This window comes from Spirosoma pollinicola, from assembly GCF_002831565.1.
In the GTDB taxonomy this organism is placed as follows: Bacteria; Bacteroidota; Bacteroidia; order Cytophagales; family Spirosomataceae; genus Spirosoma; species Spirosoma pollinicola.
Genome location: NZ_CP025096.1, coordinates 2,098,826 through 2,115,668 on the forward strand (window position 1 = coordinate 2,098,826; position 16,843 = coordinate 2,115,668).

19 protein-coding genes are annotated in these 16,843 nt (G+C 48.3%); 12 read left to right on the top strand and 7 right to left on the bottom strand.

Annotated features, from left to right (window positions below):
• Window positions 1-40 precede the first annotated feature (40 nt).
• Window positions 41-250: a hypothetical protein gene (locus CWM47_RS08950; protein ID WP_100987655.1), complete on the top strand. Its 210-nt coding sequence runs from the start codon at window positions 41-43 to the stop codon at window positions 248-250.
• Complete coding sequence (locus tag CWM47_RS08955) at window positions 250-507, top strand: type II toxin-antitoxin system RelE family toxin (protein WP_100987656.1); 258 nt, start codon at window positions 250-252, stop codon at window positions 505-507. Before CWM47_RS08950 ends, CWM47_RS08955 begins: the two co-directional genes overlap by 1 nt.
• A 108-nt stretch (window positions 508-615) precedes the next feature.
• Here the strand turns inward: CWM47_RS08955 and CWM47_RS08960 are convergent, their stop codons facing one another.
• Window positions 616-1,389: a M48 family metallopeptidase gene (locus CWM47_RS08960; RefSeq protein WP_100987657.1), complete on the bottom strand. Its 774-nt coding sequence runs from the start codon at window positions 1,387-1,389 to the stop codon at window positions 616-618.
• Window positions 1,390-1,653: 264 nt separating this feature from the next.
• Between CWM47_RS08960 and CWM47_RS08965 the strand changes: the two genes are divergently transcribed.
• Window positions 1,654-1,944, top strand: coding sequence for a nucleotidyltransferase family protein (locus CWM47_RS08965; protein WP_100987658.1), 291 nt, complete (start codon window positions 1,654-1,656; stop codon window positions 1,942-1,944).
• Between the two features lie 152 nt (window positions 1,945-2,096).
• On the top strand, window positions 2,097-2,498 hold the full coding sequence (locus CWM47_RS08970) for a Dabb family protein (RefSeq protein ID WP_100987659.1): 402 nt from the start codon (window positions 2,097-2,099) through the stop codon (window positions 2,496-2,498).
• A 139-nt stretch (window positions 2,499-2,637) separates the two neighbouring features.
• Here the strand turns inward: CWM47_RS08970 and CWM47_RS08975 are convergent, their stop codons facing one another.
• On the bottom strand, window positions 2,638-4,068 hold the full coding sequence (locus tag CWM47_RS08975) for an MFS transporter (protein WP_240625801.1): 1,431 nt from the start codon (window positions 4,066-4,068) through the stop codon (window positions 2,638-2,640).
• 186 nt (window positions 4,069-4,254) lie between these two features.
• Here CWM47_RS08975 and CWM47_RS08980 point away from each other — a divergent pair, with 186 nt between their 5' ends.
• The 3 genes from CWM47_RS08980 to CWM47_RS08990 all read left to right on the top strand — a co-directional run bounded on the left by CWM47_RS08980 (window position 4,255) and on the right by CWM47_RS08990 (window position 7,297).
• Window positions 4,255-5,397, top strand: coding sequence for an acetamidase/formamidase family protein (locus CWM47_RS08980; RefSeq protein ID WP_100987660.1), 1,143 nt, complete (start codon window positions 4,255-4,257; stop codon window positions 5,395-5,397).
• A gap of 87 nt (window positions 5,398-5,484) precedes the next feature.
• Window positions 5,485-6,414, top strand: coding sequence for a helix-turn-helix domain-containing protein (locus CWM47_RS08985; protein WP_100987661.1), 930 nt, complete (start codon window positions 5,485-5,487; stop codon window positions 6,412-6,414).
• A 103-nt stretch (window positions 6,415-6,517) separates the two neighbouring features.
• A complete protein-coding gene (locus CWM47_RS08990) occupies window positions 6,518-7,297 on the top strand; it encodes an SDR family oxidoreductase (protein ID WP_206170625.1) in 780 nt (259 codons plus the stop codon).
• Between the two features lie 10 nt (window positions 7,298-7,307).
• Here the strand turns inward: CWM47_RS08990 and CWM47_RS08995 are convergent, their stop codons facing one another.
• On the bottom strand, window positions 7,308-7,742 hold the full coding sequence (locus tag CWM47_RS08995) for a hypothetical protein (protein WP_240625803.1): 435 nt from the start codon (window positions 7,740-7,742) through the stop codon (window positions 7,308-7,310).
• 120 nt (window positions 7,743-7,862) lie between these two features.
• Window positions 7,863-9,527: an ArnT family glycosyltransferase gene (locus CWM47_RS09000; RefSeq protein ID WP_100987663.1), complete on the bottom strand. Its 1,665-nt coding sequence runs from the start codon at window positions 9,525-9,527 to the stop codon at window positions 7,863-7,865.
• Window positions 9,528-9,664: 137 nt separating this feature from the next.
• Here CWM47_RS09000 and pgi point away from each other — a divergent pair, with 137 nt between their 5' ends.
• The 5 genes from pgi to CWM47_RS09025 all read left to right on the top strand — a co-directional run bounded on the left by pgi (window position 9,665) and on the right by CWM47_RS09025 (window position 14,651).
• Window positions 9,665-11,323 (top strand): glucose-6-phosphate isomerase, encoded by a 1,659-nt coding sequence (gene pgi / locus CWM47_RS09005; protein WP_100987664.1) that lies wholly within the window; start codon window positions 9,665-9,667, stop codon window positions 11,321-11,323.
• Window positions 11,324-11,486: 163 nt separating this feature from the next.
• A complete protein-coding gene (locus CWM47_RS09010; protein ID WP_100987665.1) occupies window positions 11,487-12,383 on the top strand; it encodes a porin family protein in 897 nt (298 codons plus the stop codon).
• A gap of 119 nt (window positions 12,384-12,502) precedes the next feature.
• Window positions 12,503-13,399: a hypothetical protein gene (locus tag CWM47_RS09015; RefSeq protein ID WP_100987666.1), complete on the top strand. Its 897-nt coding sequence runs from the start codon at window positions 12,503-12,505 to the stop codon at window positions 13,397-13,399.
• A 51-nt stretch (window positions 13,400-13,450) separates the two neighbouring features.
• Window positions 13,451-14,017 (top strand): precorrin-2 dehydrogenase/sirohydrochlorin ferrochelatase family protein, encoded by a 567-nt coding sequence (locus CWM47_RS09020; protein WP_100987667.1) that lies wholly within the window; start codon window positions 13,451-13,453, stop codon window positions 14,015-14,017.
• 85 nt (window positions 14,018-14,102) lie between these two features.
• Window positions 14,103-14,651 carry an NADPH-dependent FMN reductase gene (locus CWM47_RS09025; RefSeq protein WP_100987668.1) on the top strand — a complete coding sequence of 183 codons (549 nt, stop codon included), beginning with the start codon at window positions 14,103-14,105 and terminating at the stop codon, window positions 14,649-14,651.
• Window positions 14,652-14,660: 9 nt separating this feature from the next.
• Here the strand turns inward: CWM47_RS09025 and CWM47_RS09030 are convergent, their stop codons facing one another.
• The 3 genes from CWM47_RS09030 to CWM47_RS09040 form a co-directional block, all read right to left on the bottom strand.
• Complete coding sequence (locus CWM47_RS09030) at window positions 14,661-14,996, bottom strand: MGMT family protein (protein WP_100987669.1); 336 nt, start codon at window positions 14,994-14,996, stop codon at window positions 14,661-14,663.
• Between the two features lie 35 nt (window positions 14,997-15,031).
• Window positions 15,032-15,835: an alpha/beta fold hydrolase gene (locus CWM47_RS09035; RefSeq protein ID WP_100987670.1), complete on the bottom strand. Its 804-nt coding sequence runs from the start codon at window positions 15,833-15,835 to the stop codon at window positions 15,032-15,034.
• Between the two features lie 144 nt (window positions 15,836-15,979).
• Window positions 15,980-16,801, bottom strand: coding sequence for a sugar phosphate isomerase/epimerase family protein (locus CWM47_RS09040; RefSeq protein WP_240625805.1), 822 nt, complete (start codon window positions 16,799-16,801; stop codon window positions 15,980-15,982).
• Window positions 16,802-16,843 lie beyond the last annotated feature (42 nt).

Consider the following 16,843-nt stretch of genomic DNA (forward strand, 5'->3'; position numbering starts at 1 on the left):
ATCTGCTTATATTTGTTAGCAACCAATAATTAGTACGTTTATGCTAAACGTTCAATACGTTACCGATACCAAGGGCAAGCCACTTTATGTACAAGTACCTGTTAAAGAGTACGAAAAACTGTTGGCTGATGCGGAAGAATTAGCCGACATTACAGCCTATAAAAAAGCCAAAAAGAAAGCAGGTAAAGTTGTGCCGTTTGACGAAGCCTTTCGTGAAATTGAAGCTTATCACCGCGAACAAGCTTCATAATGTATAGGATTGTTATTACCGAGTATGCGCTACGGCAACTAAAGAAAATCAATATGCAAATGATTGCTTCGCTTAAAGAAGCAATTGCAGACTTAGCGCAAAATCCCAGACCACATAATCATATTAAGTTAACCAATATTGATGCGTACCGCATTCGAGTTGGCAACTATCGTATCATTTATGAAATCCAGGACAGTGTATTGACCATTACGGTAGTTGAAATCGCTGACCGAAAGCAAGCTTACAAGAAAAAATAGCACTCACTTACAACTTCACAATCCGCTTCGTGGCCGGTCGGCTCCCAACTCGAATTTGCAGTACATATACGCCCGCTGGTACCTCTACTCAATACAGTGCAAGCCCGACTATTTTGACAACCCATCTCGTTTTGCACGGTCACGCACCCGCTGGGCGCGCGCCTTACTATCAGGGTGCGTTGAGATAATGGACGCGATACGCCCTCCCTGTGCTCCACCGCCCTGCTTGGCCAGTTTCTCAAACGACGTAGCCAAGGCTAAAACACTATAGCCATTGCGTTTCAAAAAATCGTAGCTGTAATCATCGGCTTCGGTCTCCTGCTGACGGCTATACTTAGCGTCCCACAAGTAGTTAGCAACCCCGGCCAATTGCGATTGAGCCAGTTTCCCCACCGTACCAGAACCCGAAGCTAAGGCATCGCGTAAAGCCGACGTTTGAAGTCCCCTTTTCATAGCATCTTTGGAGTCGTGGTTAATAACGTGTCCAATTTCGTGTCCCATAACGGCCAGCAATTCGTTGTCGGTCATCATATCCATCAGGCCTTTAAACACACGTACACTACCATCGGCAGTAGCAAATGCATTTACATCGGGCACTTTATACACCTTGAAATTGAGGGGTAACCCACCAATAGTATGATGGCGGCTAACGATTTTATTTAGTCGAAGCGTATACGGATCATTAGCGTCGGCCACCGGATTTTTGGCATCCATCTCCTTGATCGCCTGCCGGGACACCTCGGCAACCTGCGCATCTGATACAGTAGCCGAACTAACCGCTTCCATCAATGCCTGCATCAGGCTGGGTTTGGTATTCGTTTGCGCCTGACTTACCAATGGAAGCCAAACGACTATAAAAAATAAGCTTTTTGTGTAGTTCATACGTTGTGTTATTCTTTACCTGAAATCTGTGTTATTCGTAAATGGATTTTCTCTATTGACTCGTTTAACAGACAAAAGTTTATTTGACCGATAGAATTACACAGATTTAGCGTCTTCATAATCCATTTATTCATGAGAAAATTATGACTTGGTCAACCTCAAATCAACACTAGTTCCATTTGCAGTCTAGTGACTCAAATGGCAACTTTATAGTATCTTGCCTACTCAAGATTGCTATTGGTCCATTAAAGCGTTTTAAATGCCATGCCACTAGATGAAGAGCTAGCAAATACCCTTAGGTATTATTTCGTGCATCAACCTGTCAAACGGGCCTATGTTTTTGGCTCTGTAGCACGTGGAGAAGCTACTTCGCAAAGCGATATAGACGTATTGGTTGAGTTTGACAAAGGGGCAACGCTGTTCGATCAGGCCAGGATGTCATGGCAATTAGAAGACTGTTTACACCGAAAGGTGGACGTAATAGCAGAGAGTGGGCTTTCTCATCATATTCGCCCATTCATATATCGTGATCGTATTCTGGTTTATGAAAAATAACCTGGGCGATAGGCAACGAATTGATCATATATGCGAAGCAATAATGCATATCCAGAATTTTACTGTGAATGTTGATTATGATGCGTATCTAGCTAATCTAAAAAATTCCCTGGTGATTCCACCATATTCTATTAACCAAGATATACTTGTCGATGAAAGATCAATCACGGAGAAGTTTTGTTAAGAAAAGCGTCGCGGCTGGCATGGGAGCCAGTTTGCCTACCTTATCAGCAGCCCCAAAGGAAATGTTTGTCCACCACGTTTTCTTCTATTTGAAAAATGTTGGCAATGAAGCCGATAAAGCCAAATTACTGGAAGGCTTAAACAAACTAGCCAAATGCCCAACCATCAAAATGGTACACATTGGCACGCCCGCAGGCACAACCCGCACAGTTATCGAGCGCGCATACACCTACTCGTGGCTATGCTTCTTCGATAGTGCCGCCGATGAAGAAGCCTATCAGAAACACCCCATCCACGACGATTTCCGGAACAACTATGCATCGCTCTGGGAGAAAGTCGTAATCTACGACTCTGTAGGGCCAAAGCGGTAACCCGATAGTGTATAATGGATAATGGATAGTGTATAATGACTAATGCGCGGTGCGGCAACTCCTGATGCACCGCGCATTAGTCATTATACACTATCCATTATCCATTATACACTATCTATTATACACTATCTATTATACACTATGGGGCTACCGAGTTTTTACCTCGTGAGAAAGAAATAATGGCTCCCAAAAGAACAAGGCTTGCCATAACCAGATAGGCGTAATGCATGCCCAGTAGCTGAGCGTTTGTTTCTTCGGGGTGAACGCCATTGGCCAATGCAAACCGGTTACGAGTGCTGTACCAAACGGCGGCTGCCAGGGCTATACCCACGACAAACCCCAGGTTACGCATAAAGGAAATCATGCTACTGGCAATACCCCGCTGGGCCAATGGAGCCGCATTGAGGGCGCTACTGCTGTTTGGCGACTGAAACAAACCGAAACCCAGACTGACCAGCGAACTCCGCCACACTACATCTTGCCAAGTCCAGCTGGTATCCAGAAAGGAAAAGGCGAAATAGCCACTGGCCGTAATCAGCAAACCAAAACTGGAGAGCCACCGGGTACTGACCCGGCTGGACAGATAGCCGCCTAAGGGAGCTATAACACTCAATGTCAGCGGACCAGCCAGCAGAACGAGGCCAGCCTGAGCCGGATCTAGTTTTAGGAGTTGCTGCAGAAAGAACGGAATTACGAACAAGTTTCCGCCCGAGGCCAGAAAGCCACAGAAAGCCGCCAGAATAGCCATTGTAAACGGGCGCACCCGAAACAGACTTAGTCGCAGCATAGGATCACTAACCCGCATTTCCCAGAAGAGAAAAGCGACCAGCAACACGGCCCCAACAGAAAGCAGCCCAATAACCAGCGGATTATCCCAACCGTAACGAGGTTCCGGACCAAATTCGATGGCTGTAAGCAAGGTTGTCACACCCACTAGAAACAACCCGGCTCCAACCAGGTCGAAGCGTTGACCTGTTACTTTGGGGCTTTCGGGCAGAATAGTCCAGGCTCGCCAGATTGCCAGCAAACCAATGGGGACGTTTACAAAAAAGATACTTGACCAGCCAAATTTACCAAGTAACAGCCCGCCAATAACGGGGCCGGCACTAGAACCCGCAGCCACTACTGAGCCCATGAGTCCCATGGCCTGACCGCGCTCCTTCGACGAAAATGCATCGCTTATAATAGCCGGACCAATGGCATAAATCATTGAGGCACCTAACCCCTGAACGACGCGAAAAGCGACCAGCGACCATAAATTCCAGGCCAGCCCGCAAAGCAATGAGCCAAGCACGAAGACGCAAAAACCCGCGATGTACATCTGTCGGCGGCCCACCCAATCAGACAGTTTACCCATAATGAGCAACGTACTGGTTGTGGTGAGCAGGTAGCACAGCACAATCCATTCGACACTATCGCCCGCCTGTAATTCCCGTCGGATGGTTGGCAGGGCAATATTCACAATACTACTATCGAGCGTGGACATGAACGTGCCGAACATGACCGTACCCAGTATAATCCATTTTTTTGGCGACGATACAGTAGCCGCTGGTACAGTTGGTGATGACACTGACAAATCAGGTTAATTCTGAATCCTAACTTGTTAAATAAGTCGGTTGTTCAGCAATTCATTATCTTACAGAAGCAATCTAAACAGTATGGAACACAGATTTTCAGGACCTATATGATATTTTAAGATCTTGACAAATCAGACAGATCCTGAAAATCTGTGTTCCATCATTCTTCATACAACCTGATGAAAACATCCCGACGCAGTTTTTTACAAAAAACGAGCCGAAACAGTTTAGCCCTTCTGTCAACAGGCGGTTTAACAGCTCAATCAATTCTTGACACAAAAACGTCCGGCATTAATGAGCCAGCCAGTAAGGCATCGGTCATCAAACCCGATCATGTCGTTCGGTCGTTACCCGAAAATATGGTTTGGGGTTATTTTGGGGCCGATGTACCACCTGCCTATAAGGTAAAAGATGGTGATGTAGTCGAAATTCAAACGGTCAACCCATCGGGCGTGAGCCGGACAAATCCCGAAGAGTTTTATACCAAAAACAACCTGCCGCTCGATCAGCACGCGCAGGAAGTTATTGCGATCCTCAAAAACGTAAAGCCCGAACCATCAGGTATTCGGGGGCATATGCTAACGGGACCCGTTTATATCGACGGCGCACAGCCCGGCGATAGCCTCGAAATTCGCATCCTTGACCTCACGTTTCCTGCCGGTTTTGGCGTTAACAGCGTGTGGCCGGGTGGGGGCGGTATTCCAGATGAAGTAAAGACCCGAGAAACCTTCGTGTATCGTTACGATGCCAAACGTAAAATGGCCTTGCTCAAAGAAGGCCTCGAAATTCCGTTAAAGCCGTTTATGGGTGTTATGGCCCTGTCGCCCCCGCCCGACATGGGTCGACAGAGTTCGATTCCACCTAACTTTTTTGGCGGCAATCTGGACATCAAACATTTGGTAAAAGGCACGACCTTACACCTTCCGGTCTCCGTGCCGGGCGGGTTGTTCACTACCGGTGATGGACACGGTGCGCAGGGCAATGGCGAAGTAAGCGGTGTAGCCATCGAAACGGCCATTAACCTCACGGTTAAATTCATTGTCCATAAAGGCAAAGCACTCAAGCAACCCCGTGCCGAAACGCCCACCCATTTCATTGCCGTCGGGCTTGATAAAGACCTGAATAAAGCCATGAAAAACGCCCTTTCCGAAGCCTGTGCGTTTATAAAAGATGAGTTGGGGTTCACCTTCAATGAAGCCCTTTCCATTGCCAGTACCGGCGTCGATTTTGAGGTTAGCCAGGTTGTAGACCAGACCCTGGGCGTTCATGCCATGATACCCAAGTCAATATTTACGAAGAAGAAATTTGAGTATTGGACCTAATCCAATGCGGGCGGTTTGCGGTGTAACAAACCGTCCGCATTCCTTACTCTAAAATTCATACCTTTGAATTTTACAAATACGCTCATCATGGAAACCACAACCGTCGATCAGTTTTATCAGCAGCTTACCAACAGCATTGACACTGATATACGGGATTTTCTTCCCGATGGCATAAACAGGGAGATTGGCCATTTCAATGTGTTCAGCATGGTGGAGCTGACCAAACGACTTCAGAAAAATCCGGTCATGCCCTATAACCGGAGGGCCTACTACAAGATCAGTCTGATTAGTGGTCGAAACCGGGCCGAATACGCCGATAAGGTGATTGACATTGAGAAAAACGCTCTCCTATTTGCTACGCCAAAAGTACCTTACCATTATTTGCCGCAGGACGACAACCAGACCGGGCACTTCTGCATCTTTACCGACGAGTTTTTAATTCAGAGCAAAAGTGGTGTTGTCCTGGATGAGCTTCCAATTTTTAAGCCGGGCGGTTACCCCGTTTTTCAACTCACCGACGAAGATGCCGATGACATTGCCTATGTCTTCAAAAAAATGGAGAAGGAATTGGCCTCCGATTACGTCTACAAGTATGATTTACTGCGTAATTATGTGCTCGAACTAATCCATTACGGGCAGAAACTGCAACCCGCCACCTCGCTTTATCCATTGCATACCGCTTCGGCCCGCGTTTCATCGCTCTTTATTGAGCTATTGGAACGGCAGTTTCCCATTGAATCTCCCAATCAAAAGCTGGGTTTGCGTACGGCAAAAGATTACGCCAACCGGCTGTCTGTCCATGTGAACCATCTTAACAAAGTATTGAAAGAGAACACCGGCAAAACCACCACTGATATCATCAGCAGCCGGATTGTTCAGGAAGCCAAAATCCTGCTGAAACAGACCGACTGGAACGTATCGGAAATTGCTTATAGCCTGGGTTTTGAAGAGGTTGCCCACTTTTCAAACTTTTTCAGAAAGCAAACGTCCCTCTCGCCGGTAGCCTTCCGGGCTTAACCCCCTCGATTTGAATTTTGCAACGATCGGATTGATCTTTGCAAACTGCGCGCTTCCTTTATGACCGACCTTTGTTCCATCGAAATCATAACAAAAACAACCGATGGAAAATACAGTAATAGCAACCCGCACAAAAATTGCACTGGTTACCGGTGGAAGCCGGGGTTTAGGTAAAAACATGGCGCTAAGCCTGGCACAAAAAGGATTTGATGTCATTCTGACCTACCATAGCAAACAGGAAGAAGCACAGACTGTTGTTGCTCAGATTGAACAGATGGGCCGAAAGGCGGCTACCCTCCAACTCAATACCGGCGACGTAAAAAGCTTCGATGCGTTTTTTAGTCAATTAACCGGAGTCCTGTCTGCTACGTTTGACAGCGACCATTTCGACTTCCTAATCAATAATGCCGGCATTGCCGGTCGCTCGTCCATTGCCGAAACAACAGAATCGGTCTTTGACGAGTTAACGAACATTCACCTGAAAGGGGTCTTTTTTCTGACGCAGCAATCCCTGCCGCTGCTCAACGATGGTGGCCGCATTATTAACATCTCAACCGGCCTGACTCGTTTTACCACACCTGGTACGGCGGTTTATGCTTCTATGAAAGGGGCTATCGAAACGTTAACCATGTATCTGGCGAAGGAACTCGGGTCCCGAGGCATTGCCGTCAACATTGTAGCACCGGGAGCTATCGAAACCGATTTTGGCGGAGGCACAGTTCGCGACAATCCAGGCATTAACAAGCATATCGCTGAAATTACGGCCCTTGGGCGAGTTGGCCTTCCTGATGATATTGGCGGTGTTGTCGCCTTTCTATGTACCGAAGATGCCCGTTGGATTAATGCCCAGCGTATCGAAGTGTCAGGCGGCATGAATCTGTAAAAAGACCAGCTTATTTTGCCGTCACCTGCACAACATACGTTCGAACAGTTTGCCCGGTACCAGCCTGATTCATGGGCTTGGTCGAAAAAACGACGTTTGCCGTTCCTACGGTGACACCTTTTATCTGAAAAACTGTTGGGCCTGTTTTGTTACGCGAAAGTGTATCGACAGCGGGGGCAAGTTGCTGCCGAGAAACTTCGACAACCTCCTGATTATCTGAGGTTCCAGTTAACTCCGATCCACTATCGCCACGATCAGACAGGGAGATTTCTTTTATTTCACCAACCGAAACACGTAGTTTTTTCTGAGAACCACCTCCGGGTTGGCTGGAATGACTACAGGCAAACAGCCCGATCAGTAAACCGGCAAATACCATTGATTTTGCCGTAATTCTGCCTGCCTTTGACGGACAGGATTCTCGTTGGATTTTGCGCGTAGTAGCCATAACGGTTATAACTACCGGATAGCAGCAACGGTTTTAAATAGGGGTTAGTCTAGTATTTTTTTTAGACAGGATTACCGGGTTGTCAGGGTTTTCAATCAATAAAAACCCTGACATATACCTTTATTTTGCCGTTCTCCGGTAAAAAACGAAGCCATTTTCGGCACCCGTTTTCCGAACGTCGGGTAACGAATCGAGCAGGGTTGGCTCTTCGCTGGCTTTTCGGATAAACAGCACATCTTTGTCGATCCGACCACGCAGGAGCCATTCATCGTTATACTGATTCGGGTTCGTGACAGCGGGCTTCTTCGTATAAAAATAAGGTCCATAGCTGTGATAGCCATAGGTTTTCACATACACATTCTGCCCTTCGGCCCGCTCGAAAAAACGCATTGCGGCATCCTGCGATATACCTTCAATCCGACCAATTAAAAACCAGAGAGTAAGGGTAATAAAGACAGCCATCCCCACAAAAAGCGTTAGGGAAGCCCGGACCGATTCGCGCAGATTATACCAGATAATGGCCAAAATCAATATCACAAAGAGCCAGACGCCGGGCAGAGCCTCCCAGCCTGTCCAGTTGATCTTCGCGTCCAGATTCCCCTGCGAAAATGCATCCTGATCGGCATACATCCTGACGATGTCCATGTGATTCGCCAGTATGGGCATTGCAACAATGGCGACTACGTAGATGCCGCCAATTAGAATCAGGCCCGCCCGCATCCAGTTGTTAAACTGTATTTTTCGTTCCTCCAGTTGCAAGAGTGTCAGGGCAGCAAAGTAGGTCAGGGGAAAATAACAGAGCGACGAATAATGGACAATTTTAGACTGGACGATACTGAACAGCACCAGCACGACCCAGAACAAAATGAGCATCCATTTCCGAAACTCCCGCTGGTAGTTCCGTTCGATAAACAGGGGGCCAAATGCCCGAATCGCAAATATTGACGCCGGGAAACAGCCCACTAATAAAATGATGATGTGGTAACCGGGAAAGCCAACGTGACCGGCATCGGGTGTACTGAACAACCGGAAATTATAGGCCAGAAATTCCTGCATCAGAGCCGGTCCATGCAGGTAAATATCGAGGCCGTACCAGGCCAATGACACAACGGCAGCGGCTGCCGAGAAGGCAATAAACTGCACTGGCGAAATAAACCACCGAAAGTGACTTAACATCCAATAAATGACCAGAACCAGACACACAATAAGGTAAGCAACGGGGCCTTTGGTCATAATGGCGAGGCCCAGTACAAAGCCGCCAAGCAGTATATAGGTCCACTCCCTTTTGGGCACAGTCATGGCACCGCCCAGCCGTTCGCGTTTCCAGGACGCAAAAATCAGGTTGACTAAGCCAATAAAGATAAACAGATTAAAAAATGGGTCGATAATACCCGATCGAAAGTACAAATGGGGCGTTACAGACCCCAGATAAGCCAATGCCCACAGCCAGCCGAAACGGTGACCGTGCAGTTTCTGGCCGAGGTTGTAGAGATAAACAAGGGTGATAACGCCACATACCGCATTGGGTAGTCGGGCCGAAAATTCATTGACACCAAACAGGTGCATCATGGTCGACTGGAACCAGAAAAATAACGGAGGTTTTTCGTAAAAAGGCTTAAAATCTATGTGCACGTGCAGATAATCACCAAGTACCATCATTTCACGGGCGCATTCCGCAAAGTTGATTTCATCCCAGTCAAATAATCGAACGCCCCCCAAAAATGGAATAAAAAATAAGGCCCCAACAACGACCAGCACCAACGAATAAAAAAGTTTTTGATTCATTCAGCAATGTATGTAATGACAAAAAAGTACGTCTGCCTTCGAAAAAGTAAGCGCAAAAATAGCCGAAAAAAGATTGCCGGGATTCACGATATTCGCGCCGACAAGTCGAATACCCAATTACCGCAACCCTGAAATTTATGCTCGCCAATAATCGATTCACGAATTTACCGGCTTATACACAGCTAAAAGCCCATTATGATAGCCTGAAAGACCGTCACCTTCGCGATATGTTTGCCGAAGACACAGAACGGTTTACCAAATTCACGCGCCAGTTCGAAGAGATCCTGCTCGACTTTTCCAAGAACCGCATCACCAGCGAAACCCTTGACTTACTGGAGCAACTAGCCGAACAGGCCAGCCTGACCGATGCGATCGGCAAGATGTTCTCGGGCGACAAAATTAACCGGACCGAAGACCGGGCCGTGCTGCACATCGCTTTACGGAACCGCTCAAATACGCCGATTCTGGTAGACGGAAAAGACGTAATGCCAGACGTAAACGACGTGTTGGCCCATATGAAATCGTTTACCGGGCGGATTCGGTCGGGTGAGTGGAAAGGGTATACCGGCGAGGCCATTACCGACGTGGTAAACATTGGCATTGGCGGGTCGGACCTTGGCCCCGTAATGGTTACCGAGGCCCTGAAGCCCTACGCCGATGACAAAAAACTGCGCGTACACTTTGTTTCCAACGTCGACGGTGTTCATATCTACGAAACGCTGCAAACCGTCCGGCCCGAAACAACACTGTTTCTGATTGCGTCGAAAACCTTCACTACGCAGGAAACCATGACCAATGCCCAAACGGCGCGGCAGTGGTTTCTGGACACGGCTAAAGACGAAGCGGCTATTGCCAAACATTTTGCAGCCCTTTCGACGAACAAGAAAGACGTTGAGAAATTTGGCATCGACCCCGACAATATGTTCGGTTTCTGGGATTGGGTTGGTGGTCGCTACTCGCTCTGGTCGGCCATTGGGCTTTCCATAGCCCTATATGTTGGCTACGACAAGTTTGAAGAATTGCTGGATGGTGCGCATGCCATGGATAATCACTTCCGCGATACCCCTGCCGACCAGAACCTGCCCGTTATTCTGGCCCTGATGGGTATCTGGTATAACAATTTTTTCGGAGCGCAAACAGAAGCCATTCTCCCTTACGACCAATACATGCACCGCTTTGCGGCTTATTTCCAGCAGGGCGATATGGAAAGTAACGGCAAATCGGTTGATCGGGATGGTCAGCCAGTTGACTACCAGACGGGGCCAATTATCTGGGGCGAACCCGGCACCAACGGGCAGCACGCGTTCTACCAGCTTATTCATCAGGGAACAAAGTTAATTCCGTGCGATTTTCTGGCTCCGGCAGTTAGTCAGCGGCCCGTTGGCGAGCATCACAAAATTTTAATGGCTAATTATTTTGCCCAGACAGAAGCCCTGATGAATGGCAAAACGGAGCAGGAAGCAGCCGATGAATTACGCAAATCAGGGAAGACTGAAGACGAGATTAAATTCCTGGCTCCTTTCAAAATGTTTTCGGGAAACCGCCCGACAAATTCGATCTTATTCAAAAAGCTAACCCCCCGAACGCTGGGTAGCCTGATTGCTATGTATGAGCATAAAATCTTCGTTCAGGGCGTTATATGGGACATTTTCAGCTTCGACCAGTGGGGCGTCGAACTGGGCAAGCAACTCGCCAGCCGCATCCTGCCCGAGCTACAGGATGATGCGCCCGTTAATACCCACGATAGCTCAACGAATGGCTTAATGAACGCATTTAAATCTATGCGGAATGAGTAGCGCTCAGTTTCGGCTAACATTAAATTTCTACTCATCGCACACATTAAATTTTTGCTTTGAGTTACACTAGTTCAAAACATTGCTTGCAAATGGCCTGTTAATGGGGTGTAATCTAAATTACACCCCATTTTTTTTTCTCACTCAACGATAAAAACGAAACGCTATGAAACGGCAATTTTCACTTCTGGCCCTGGGCCTTATGGGAATCGGCATCGCGAATGCCCAGACAACAACCAATACGTACTCAACCACAAGTGCAACAGCTAATCCGACGTATACCTCGCCGGTAACAACGGACAGCACGAATTCGATGAACAATGGTTCGATGAATAATGCGAACACAACGAACAATGGTTCGATGAACAACATGAATACAACAACGCCAAACAGCACGTATTCGACTAACACGGCAACGCCAACGGATGGTACAACAACGACTACCACGACAAATTATAGCACAACAGACCGCCCGGAGCGCATTAAGAATACGAAAGATTATAAAAACTTTGTATTTGGCATTTACGCGGGTTTGAACTCGACCAAGCTTAAAGGCGAAACAACGGGTGGCGACATTTCGGGGCGCATTGGCTACCAGGCAGGTTTCTTCGTGCGCGGTGGCGGTCGGCTTTTCGGTCAACTTGGCGCTGAATATTTTGCATCAAGTTCTAACTATTTTACCAAAGGAGATGGTACTACGGCATCTCAGATTCAGGATCAGATCAATATTCAGTATGTTCAGATCCCTGTATACATTGGCTATAAATTGCTTGAATCAGATCGGGGCATTTCGGCGATCCGTCTGCAAGTTGGTCTTGAGTATGCCAACCGTATCAATTCGAACAGCGGCAAATTTGATCTAAGCAATGCTGAGATCAAGAGCGGTACGTTCAATGGTTTAGGTCAACTTGGTTTTGACATTGGTCCCCTTCTTATTGATCTTACCTATCACTACGGTCTTAGCGATTCGATCAAAAATCCAACGAACGGCAACACGACGTCAACGGGCTTTAATGGTTCGGCTCGTCGTATCCTGAGTGCGAGTGTAGGCTTCAAATTCTAGGACTTGTTAGTTCAAAAAGTAAAAGTCGCCTTTCAACGAGGGCGACTTTTTTGGTTTAATTCCCCAAACATTCACTATTGGTGAGGGGTTGTAATCGTAAATACTCAACGTGTTAAATTATGAAAACGTTAACAAAAACAGTCCTGGTAGTAGCAGGCGTATGCAGTACGAGTCTCGTATTTGCACAACAAAACTCATATAATGACCGATATGATCGTTACGACGATCGCTCATCCCGTCGCGATGAACGCAGAGATGACCGGCGTTTAGATGACCGCCTTGACGAACGGCGCGACTACAATCGCCGGGAAGAAGAGGAGCCTCGATATAACAATCGGTATGAAGATCGACGGGGCGACAGTCGGCGGGATGACCGCATGTATGATGAGCGCGACTTAAGTAAAGCGTACGACGAAGGGTTCGAAGATGGTCAACGGAATCAGGTTGTGAGTGAACGCCAGGAGCACCGTGAAAACTACAAACACTTCACCTTCGGTATTTATGGTGGTGCCAACTCAACCCGTTTTGAGGGCGAAACCGTAAATGGTCAGGGGTTGACAGGTCGCTTAGGCTACCAGTTAGGTTTTCTGGTACGGGCCGGTGGCCGGGTTTATGGTCAGATCGGCGCTGAATATTTAGCGTCCAGTTCGCAGTTTTTTCAGGCGGGCGATGGCAAAGTAAATGGCGTTAGTGACATCACGGCTAACATCGATCAGCGCTACCTGCATATTCCGGCTTATATAGGTGTAAAACTGGCGCAGTCAGAACGCGGGGTGTCGGGTATACGATTGGCACTTGGCGCTGAGTATGCCACGCCATTGGGCACCGACAAAAATGACTTCAACTTGGGCAATGCCGATTTTCAGGCCGCTACCATCAATGGTCTGGCTAATCTTGGTTTCGATGCAGGCCCAATTACGCTGGACTTTGTTTATCACTATGGCTTTGCCGATGTGCTGGCCAGCGGTAACAGCAAGCGCCGGATTCTGGGCGTGAACCTTGGCTTTAAGTTTTAAGTTAGTCAGTCAGTTGATATCGGGACCATCCCGGTATCAACTGACTAATCTATGAACACCCTCTTCCCTATTTTCGTCAAGGCTGAAAACCTGCACATCCTTATAGTGGGGGGCGGCTATGTTGGTCTCGAAAAACTGACAGCGCTTCTGGGAAATTCGCCGGATGCCCGCGTTACGCTTGTGGCGTCCGCAATACGCGACGAAATCCGGGAAATGGCAACGCAGTACCCTAAACTGCAGCTCATTCAGGAACCCTACCATGCGCTTTATCTCTCCGACAAAGACTTGGTTATTGTGGGTACTAATGATAAGGACGTTAATCGGCAGGTACAGGTCGACTGCAAAGCCCGACGAATTCTTGTCAACGTTGCCGACACCCCCGCGTTATGTGATTTCTACCTGAGTTCGGTTGTCAAAAAAGGCGACCTGAAAATCGCCATTTCGACCAATGGTAAGTCGCCCACCTTTGCCAAACGTTTCCGTGAAGTGCTGGAAGACATTCTGCCCGATAGCTTGCAGGAAACGCTCGACAACCTGACCGCCATCCGCAACCAGCTTAAGGGTGATTTTGTGCAAAAAATGGAGAAACTAAACGAGATAACGAAAGTGTTGAAATAGATGTACCCACGGGCTTTAGCCCGTGTTGCATTGTAAATCAAACACGGACTAAAGCCCGTGGGTACAAACTACGTCAACGTCCTCCATGCATATTCTCGCTATTTCGGGCAGCCTTCGAGCTGGTTCAACCAACACCGCCCTGTTACGCGCTACCGCCGAACTGGCCACGGATATAGTACGTATCATACTATATGACGGCTTGGACGATATTCCGCCCTTCAGTCCCGAGCGCGATAAGGAAAATACATCAGCGTCTGTCAACCAACTTCGCCAGTTGCTTCGGGAAGCCGATGCTGTGCTTTTTTGCACACCCGAATACATTCATGGTATGCCCGGTGTCCTGAAAAATATGCTCGACTGGCTGGCCTCATCAGGGGAATTTGTCGATAAGCCTGTTGGTGTAATTAGCGCCGGACCTTCGGATATGGGCGGCTCAAGGGCACACGCGTCGCTGTCGTACACCCTGAAAATTTTGACCGCTCAACTTCCCGAGAAGGCATCGCTGATTGTGCCATTCGTTCGGCAAAAAATAGATGCTGATGGTCAGGTGATAGACCCCGCGTTAAATCAGCAACTCCGGGATGTAGTTGATGCGCTGGTGCAAGCCGTGCAGGATAACAGACAACCGGTATAAATCGCATGGCTAAATCGCCAACTCGATCATTGGGTCCCAAAACATAGTTTTAAAATCGACAACCCGGTCATTTTCAACCCGAACGCCTTCGTCTTCGAGGAGTCGCTGCATGACGTTCGGCTCCCCGAAAAAGTGTTTGCCGGTCAATACACCAATACTGTTAACAACCCTATGCGCGGGGATATCGGGGCGATTATGACACCCGTTCATTGCCCAGCCAACCATTCGGGCACCCGCCCGCAGACTTAGGTACTTAGCAATAGTGCCGTAAGTCGTTACACGGCCTTTTGGTATCAGGCGCACTACCTCATAAACTTCCTCAAAATAATCGCGCTGTTCGGGCATAGTTATCGAACGTATTCCAACAGACCAACGTACGCTTAATGGGCTAGTAACCAATCACGAACCCTCGGATTGAAGTCGTCGATACACTCCCAGTGGAACGCATGGCCAGCACCTTCATACAGGTGCAAGTCGCTGTTTGGTATGGCTCCGGCCACTTCCTCACTCATCCAGAATGGCGTAAAAATATCGTTCTGCCCGCCAATCACTAAGCAGGGTTTGTTAATAGTTGGCAACTCAGCCAGTGTATTGTGCGTAATGCACGCTTCGGCCTGTCCTTCGAGACCATGCAAGGGCTGAGGAGACGAATCAACGGCAGCCTGTTGGCGTCCAGTCAAAAAAGCAGCAAACATAGTATCGTCGTCCCAACTGCGTTTCGCATAAATCAGGAGTTGAATATAAGTAGCGAACTCTTCGGGCCTGAGCCGGGCTTTGATTGTTGCCATATGCCGGAAGATGGCCTCGGCAGTGCGGTCGCAACGCGCCCACGGGCACATCAGCACCAGCGAGCGCACTTTGTCGGGGTGCCGCAGGGCAAGTTGCTGAGCAATGGTGCTACCCATTGACACACCTATCACCCGAACGGATTGCAAGCCCAGTTTGTCGATCAGACCCGCATAATCATCCGCCATTTGTGCGGTAGTATAAGGCCCGGCAGGTTTGTCGGACTGGCCAACGCCCCGGTTATCGCCCATTATACAACGAAAGTCCTGCTGCCAATAATCAGCGTGCTTTTCCCAGACAGAACCGGGTGCGGTAATGCCCATGATAAGCAACAGCGGCTCACCCGTGCCGCGCTCTTCGTAATATAAGTTGATGCCGTTGGTCTCTACGAAAGGCATGTATTTGGTAGTTAGTAGTGGAGTAGTGGATTGGTTAAATAGTAAAGTAGTAGCATGGTGGAATAGCTAGTCAACGCCTGTGAACGACTACACAACTTGACCATTCCACTACTTCACAACTCCACTACTTAACTATTCCATTGATTACAGAACAGAAGGAAGTAACGTCTCATACACCCATCGTCCATCGTGCAGGGTAACACCGTCCGGGTCGTCCATCGCTTCAGGCCCTTCATCTTCGCAGATGATCCAGCCGCTGTAGTTTTGCTCAATCAGCCATCGGGTGATACCGTCAAAATCAACTTTACCCTTGCCTAAAAGAGCGAATTCGGGTTCGCCATTCCAGTCTTTGAAATGAACAAGATTGATAAGCGAGGCATACTCCTTCATTTTCGTTAACGGGTCCATACCGCCATTAATCATGTGGCCCACATCGGGTGTCCAGCCTGTTACCGACGCATCGAGCGATTCGAGAATGACGCGATAGTCCTCTTCGGTACGGGTTATGGACGAATGCGGTGAGTTGGGGTGAAACGAGCAAGGTATGCCCTGATCTACCGCCCGGCGCGACACCCGGTTAACAATGTTAACGAGGTTCTGCCTACGAATCTCAAGATCGTGCCGCCCCGTTGGCTTCTGCACCGTACAGAGCAGCGCACCCGGAAAATGTTTGAGCAGTGCAATAGCCCGGTCGGCTTCGTAACGTTCCTGCTCGGTTTCTTCGGTTCCGTTCCAGTCAAGAGCGAGGGCAATGGCGGCCAGTTCTACACCTTGCTCATTCAGTTTTTTGGCCAGGCTTTCGGGATCAGGCAAGTCGCCCATCCAGTTGAAAATTGGTTCGATGCCGGCAAAACCCGCCTGAGCCGTAATGTCGATCATATGCCCCAGCCTGTTGACGTGGGTTAAACCGTTGTTGTTCATGAACCACGTGTAGGCTTCGGCGCCAAAGCGAAAGGATGATGTCATAGAAAATATGGAACGCTGATTTGGTACTGTAGTACCGACCGT

Excerpts from the sequence above, each read along its gene's own strand:
- CWM47_RS08960 (WP_100987657.1), bottom strand. The coding sequence starts at position 1,389 with ATGAACTACACAAAAAGCTTATTTTTTATAGTCGTTTGGCTTCCATTG.
- CWM47_RS08970 (WP_100987659.1), top strand. The coding sequence starts at position 2,097 with ATGAAAGATCAATCACGGAGAAGTTTTGTTAAGAAAAGCGTCGCGGCT.
- CWM47_RS08980 (WP_100987660.1), top strand. The coding sequence starts at position 4,255 with ATGAAAACATCCCGACGCAGTTTTTTACAAAAAACGAGCCGAAACAGT.
- CWM47_RS09015 (WP_100987666.1), top strand. The coding sequence starts at position 12,503 with ATGAAAACGTTAACAAAAACAGTCCTGGTAGTAGCAGGCGTATGCAGT.
- CWM47_RS08950 (WP_100987655.1), top strand. The coding sequence starts at position 41 with ATGCTAAACGTTCAATACGTTACCGATACCAAGGGCAAGCCACTTTAT.
- CWM47_RS09040 (WP_240625805.1), bottom strand. The coding sequence starts at position 16,801 with ATGACATCATCCTTTCGCTTTGGCGCCGAAGCCTACACGTGGTTCATG.
- CWM47_RS08965 (WP_100987658.1), top strand. The coding sequence starts at position 1,654 with ATGCCACTAGATGAAGAGCTAGCAAATACCCTTAGGTATTATTTCGTG.
- CWM47_RS08990 (WP_206170625.1), top strand. The coding sequence starts at position 6,518 with ATGGAAAATACAGTAATAGCAACCCGCACAAAAATTGCACTGGTTACC.
- CWM47_RS08955 (WP_100987656.1), top strand. The coding sequence starts at position 250 with ATGTATAGGATTGTTATTACCGAGTATGCGCTACGGCAACTAAAGAAA.
- CWM47_RS09000 (WP_100987663.1), bottom strand. The coding sequence starts at position 9,527 with ATGAATCAAAAACTTTTTTATTCGTTGGTGCTGGTCGTTGTTGGGGCC.
- CWM47_RS08995 (WP_240625803.1), bottom strand. The coding sequence starts at position 7,742 with ATGGCTACTACGCGCAAAATCCAACGAGAATCCTGTCCGTCAAAGGCA.
- CWM47_RS09010 (WP_100987665.1), top strand. The coding sequence starts at position 11,487 with ATGAAACGGCAATTTTCACTTCTGGCCCTGGGCCTTATGGGAATCGGC.
- CWM47_RS09025 (WP_100987668.1), top strand. The coding sequence starts at position 14,103 with ATGCATATTCTCGCTATTTCGGGCAGCCTTCGAGCTGGTTCAACCAAC.
- pgi (WP_100987664.1), top strand. The coding sequence starts at position 9,665 with ATGCTCGCCAATAATCGATTCACGAATTTACCGGCTTATACACAGCTA.
- CWM47_RS09020 (WP_100987667.1), top strand. The coding sequence starts at position 13,451 with ATGAACACCCTCTTCCCTATTTTCGTCAAGGCTGAAAACCTGCACATC.
- CWM47_RS09030 (WP_100987669.1), bottom strand. The coding sequence starts at position 14,996 with ATGCCCGAACAGCGCGATTATTTTGAGGAAGTTTATGAGGTAGTGCGC.
- CWM47_RS08985 (WP_100987661.1), top strand. The coding sequence starts at position 5,485 with ATGGAAACCACAACCGTCGATCAGTTTTATCAGCAGCTTACCAACAGC.
- CWM47_RS09035 (WP_100987670.1), bottom strand. The coding sequence starts at position 15,835 with ATGCCTTTCGTAGAGACCAACGGCATCAACTTATATTACGAAGAGCGC.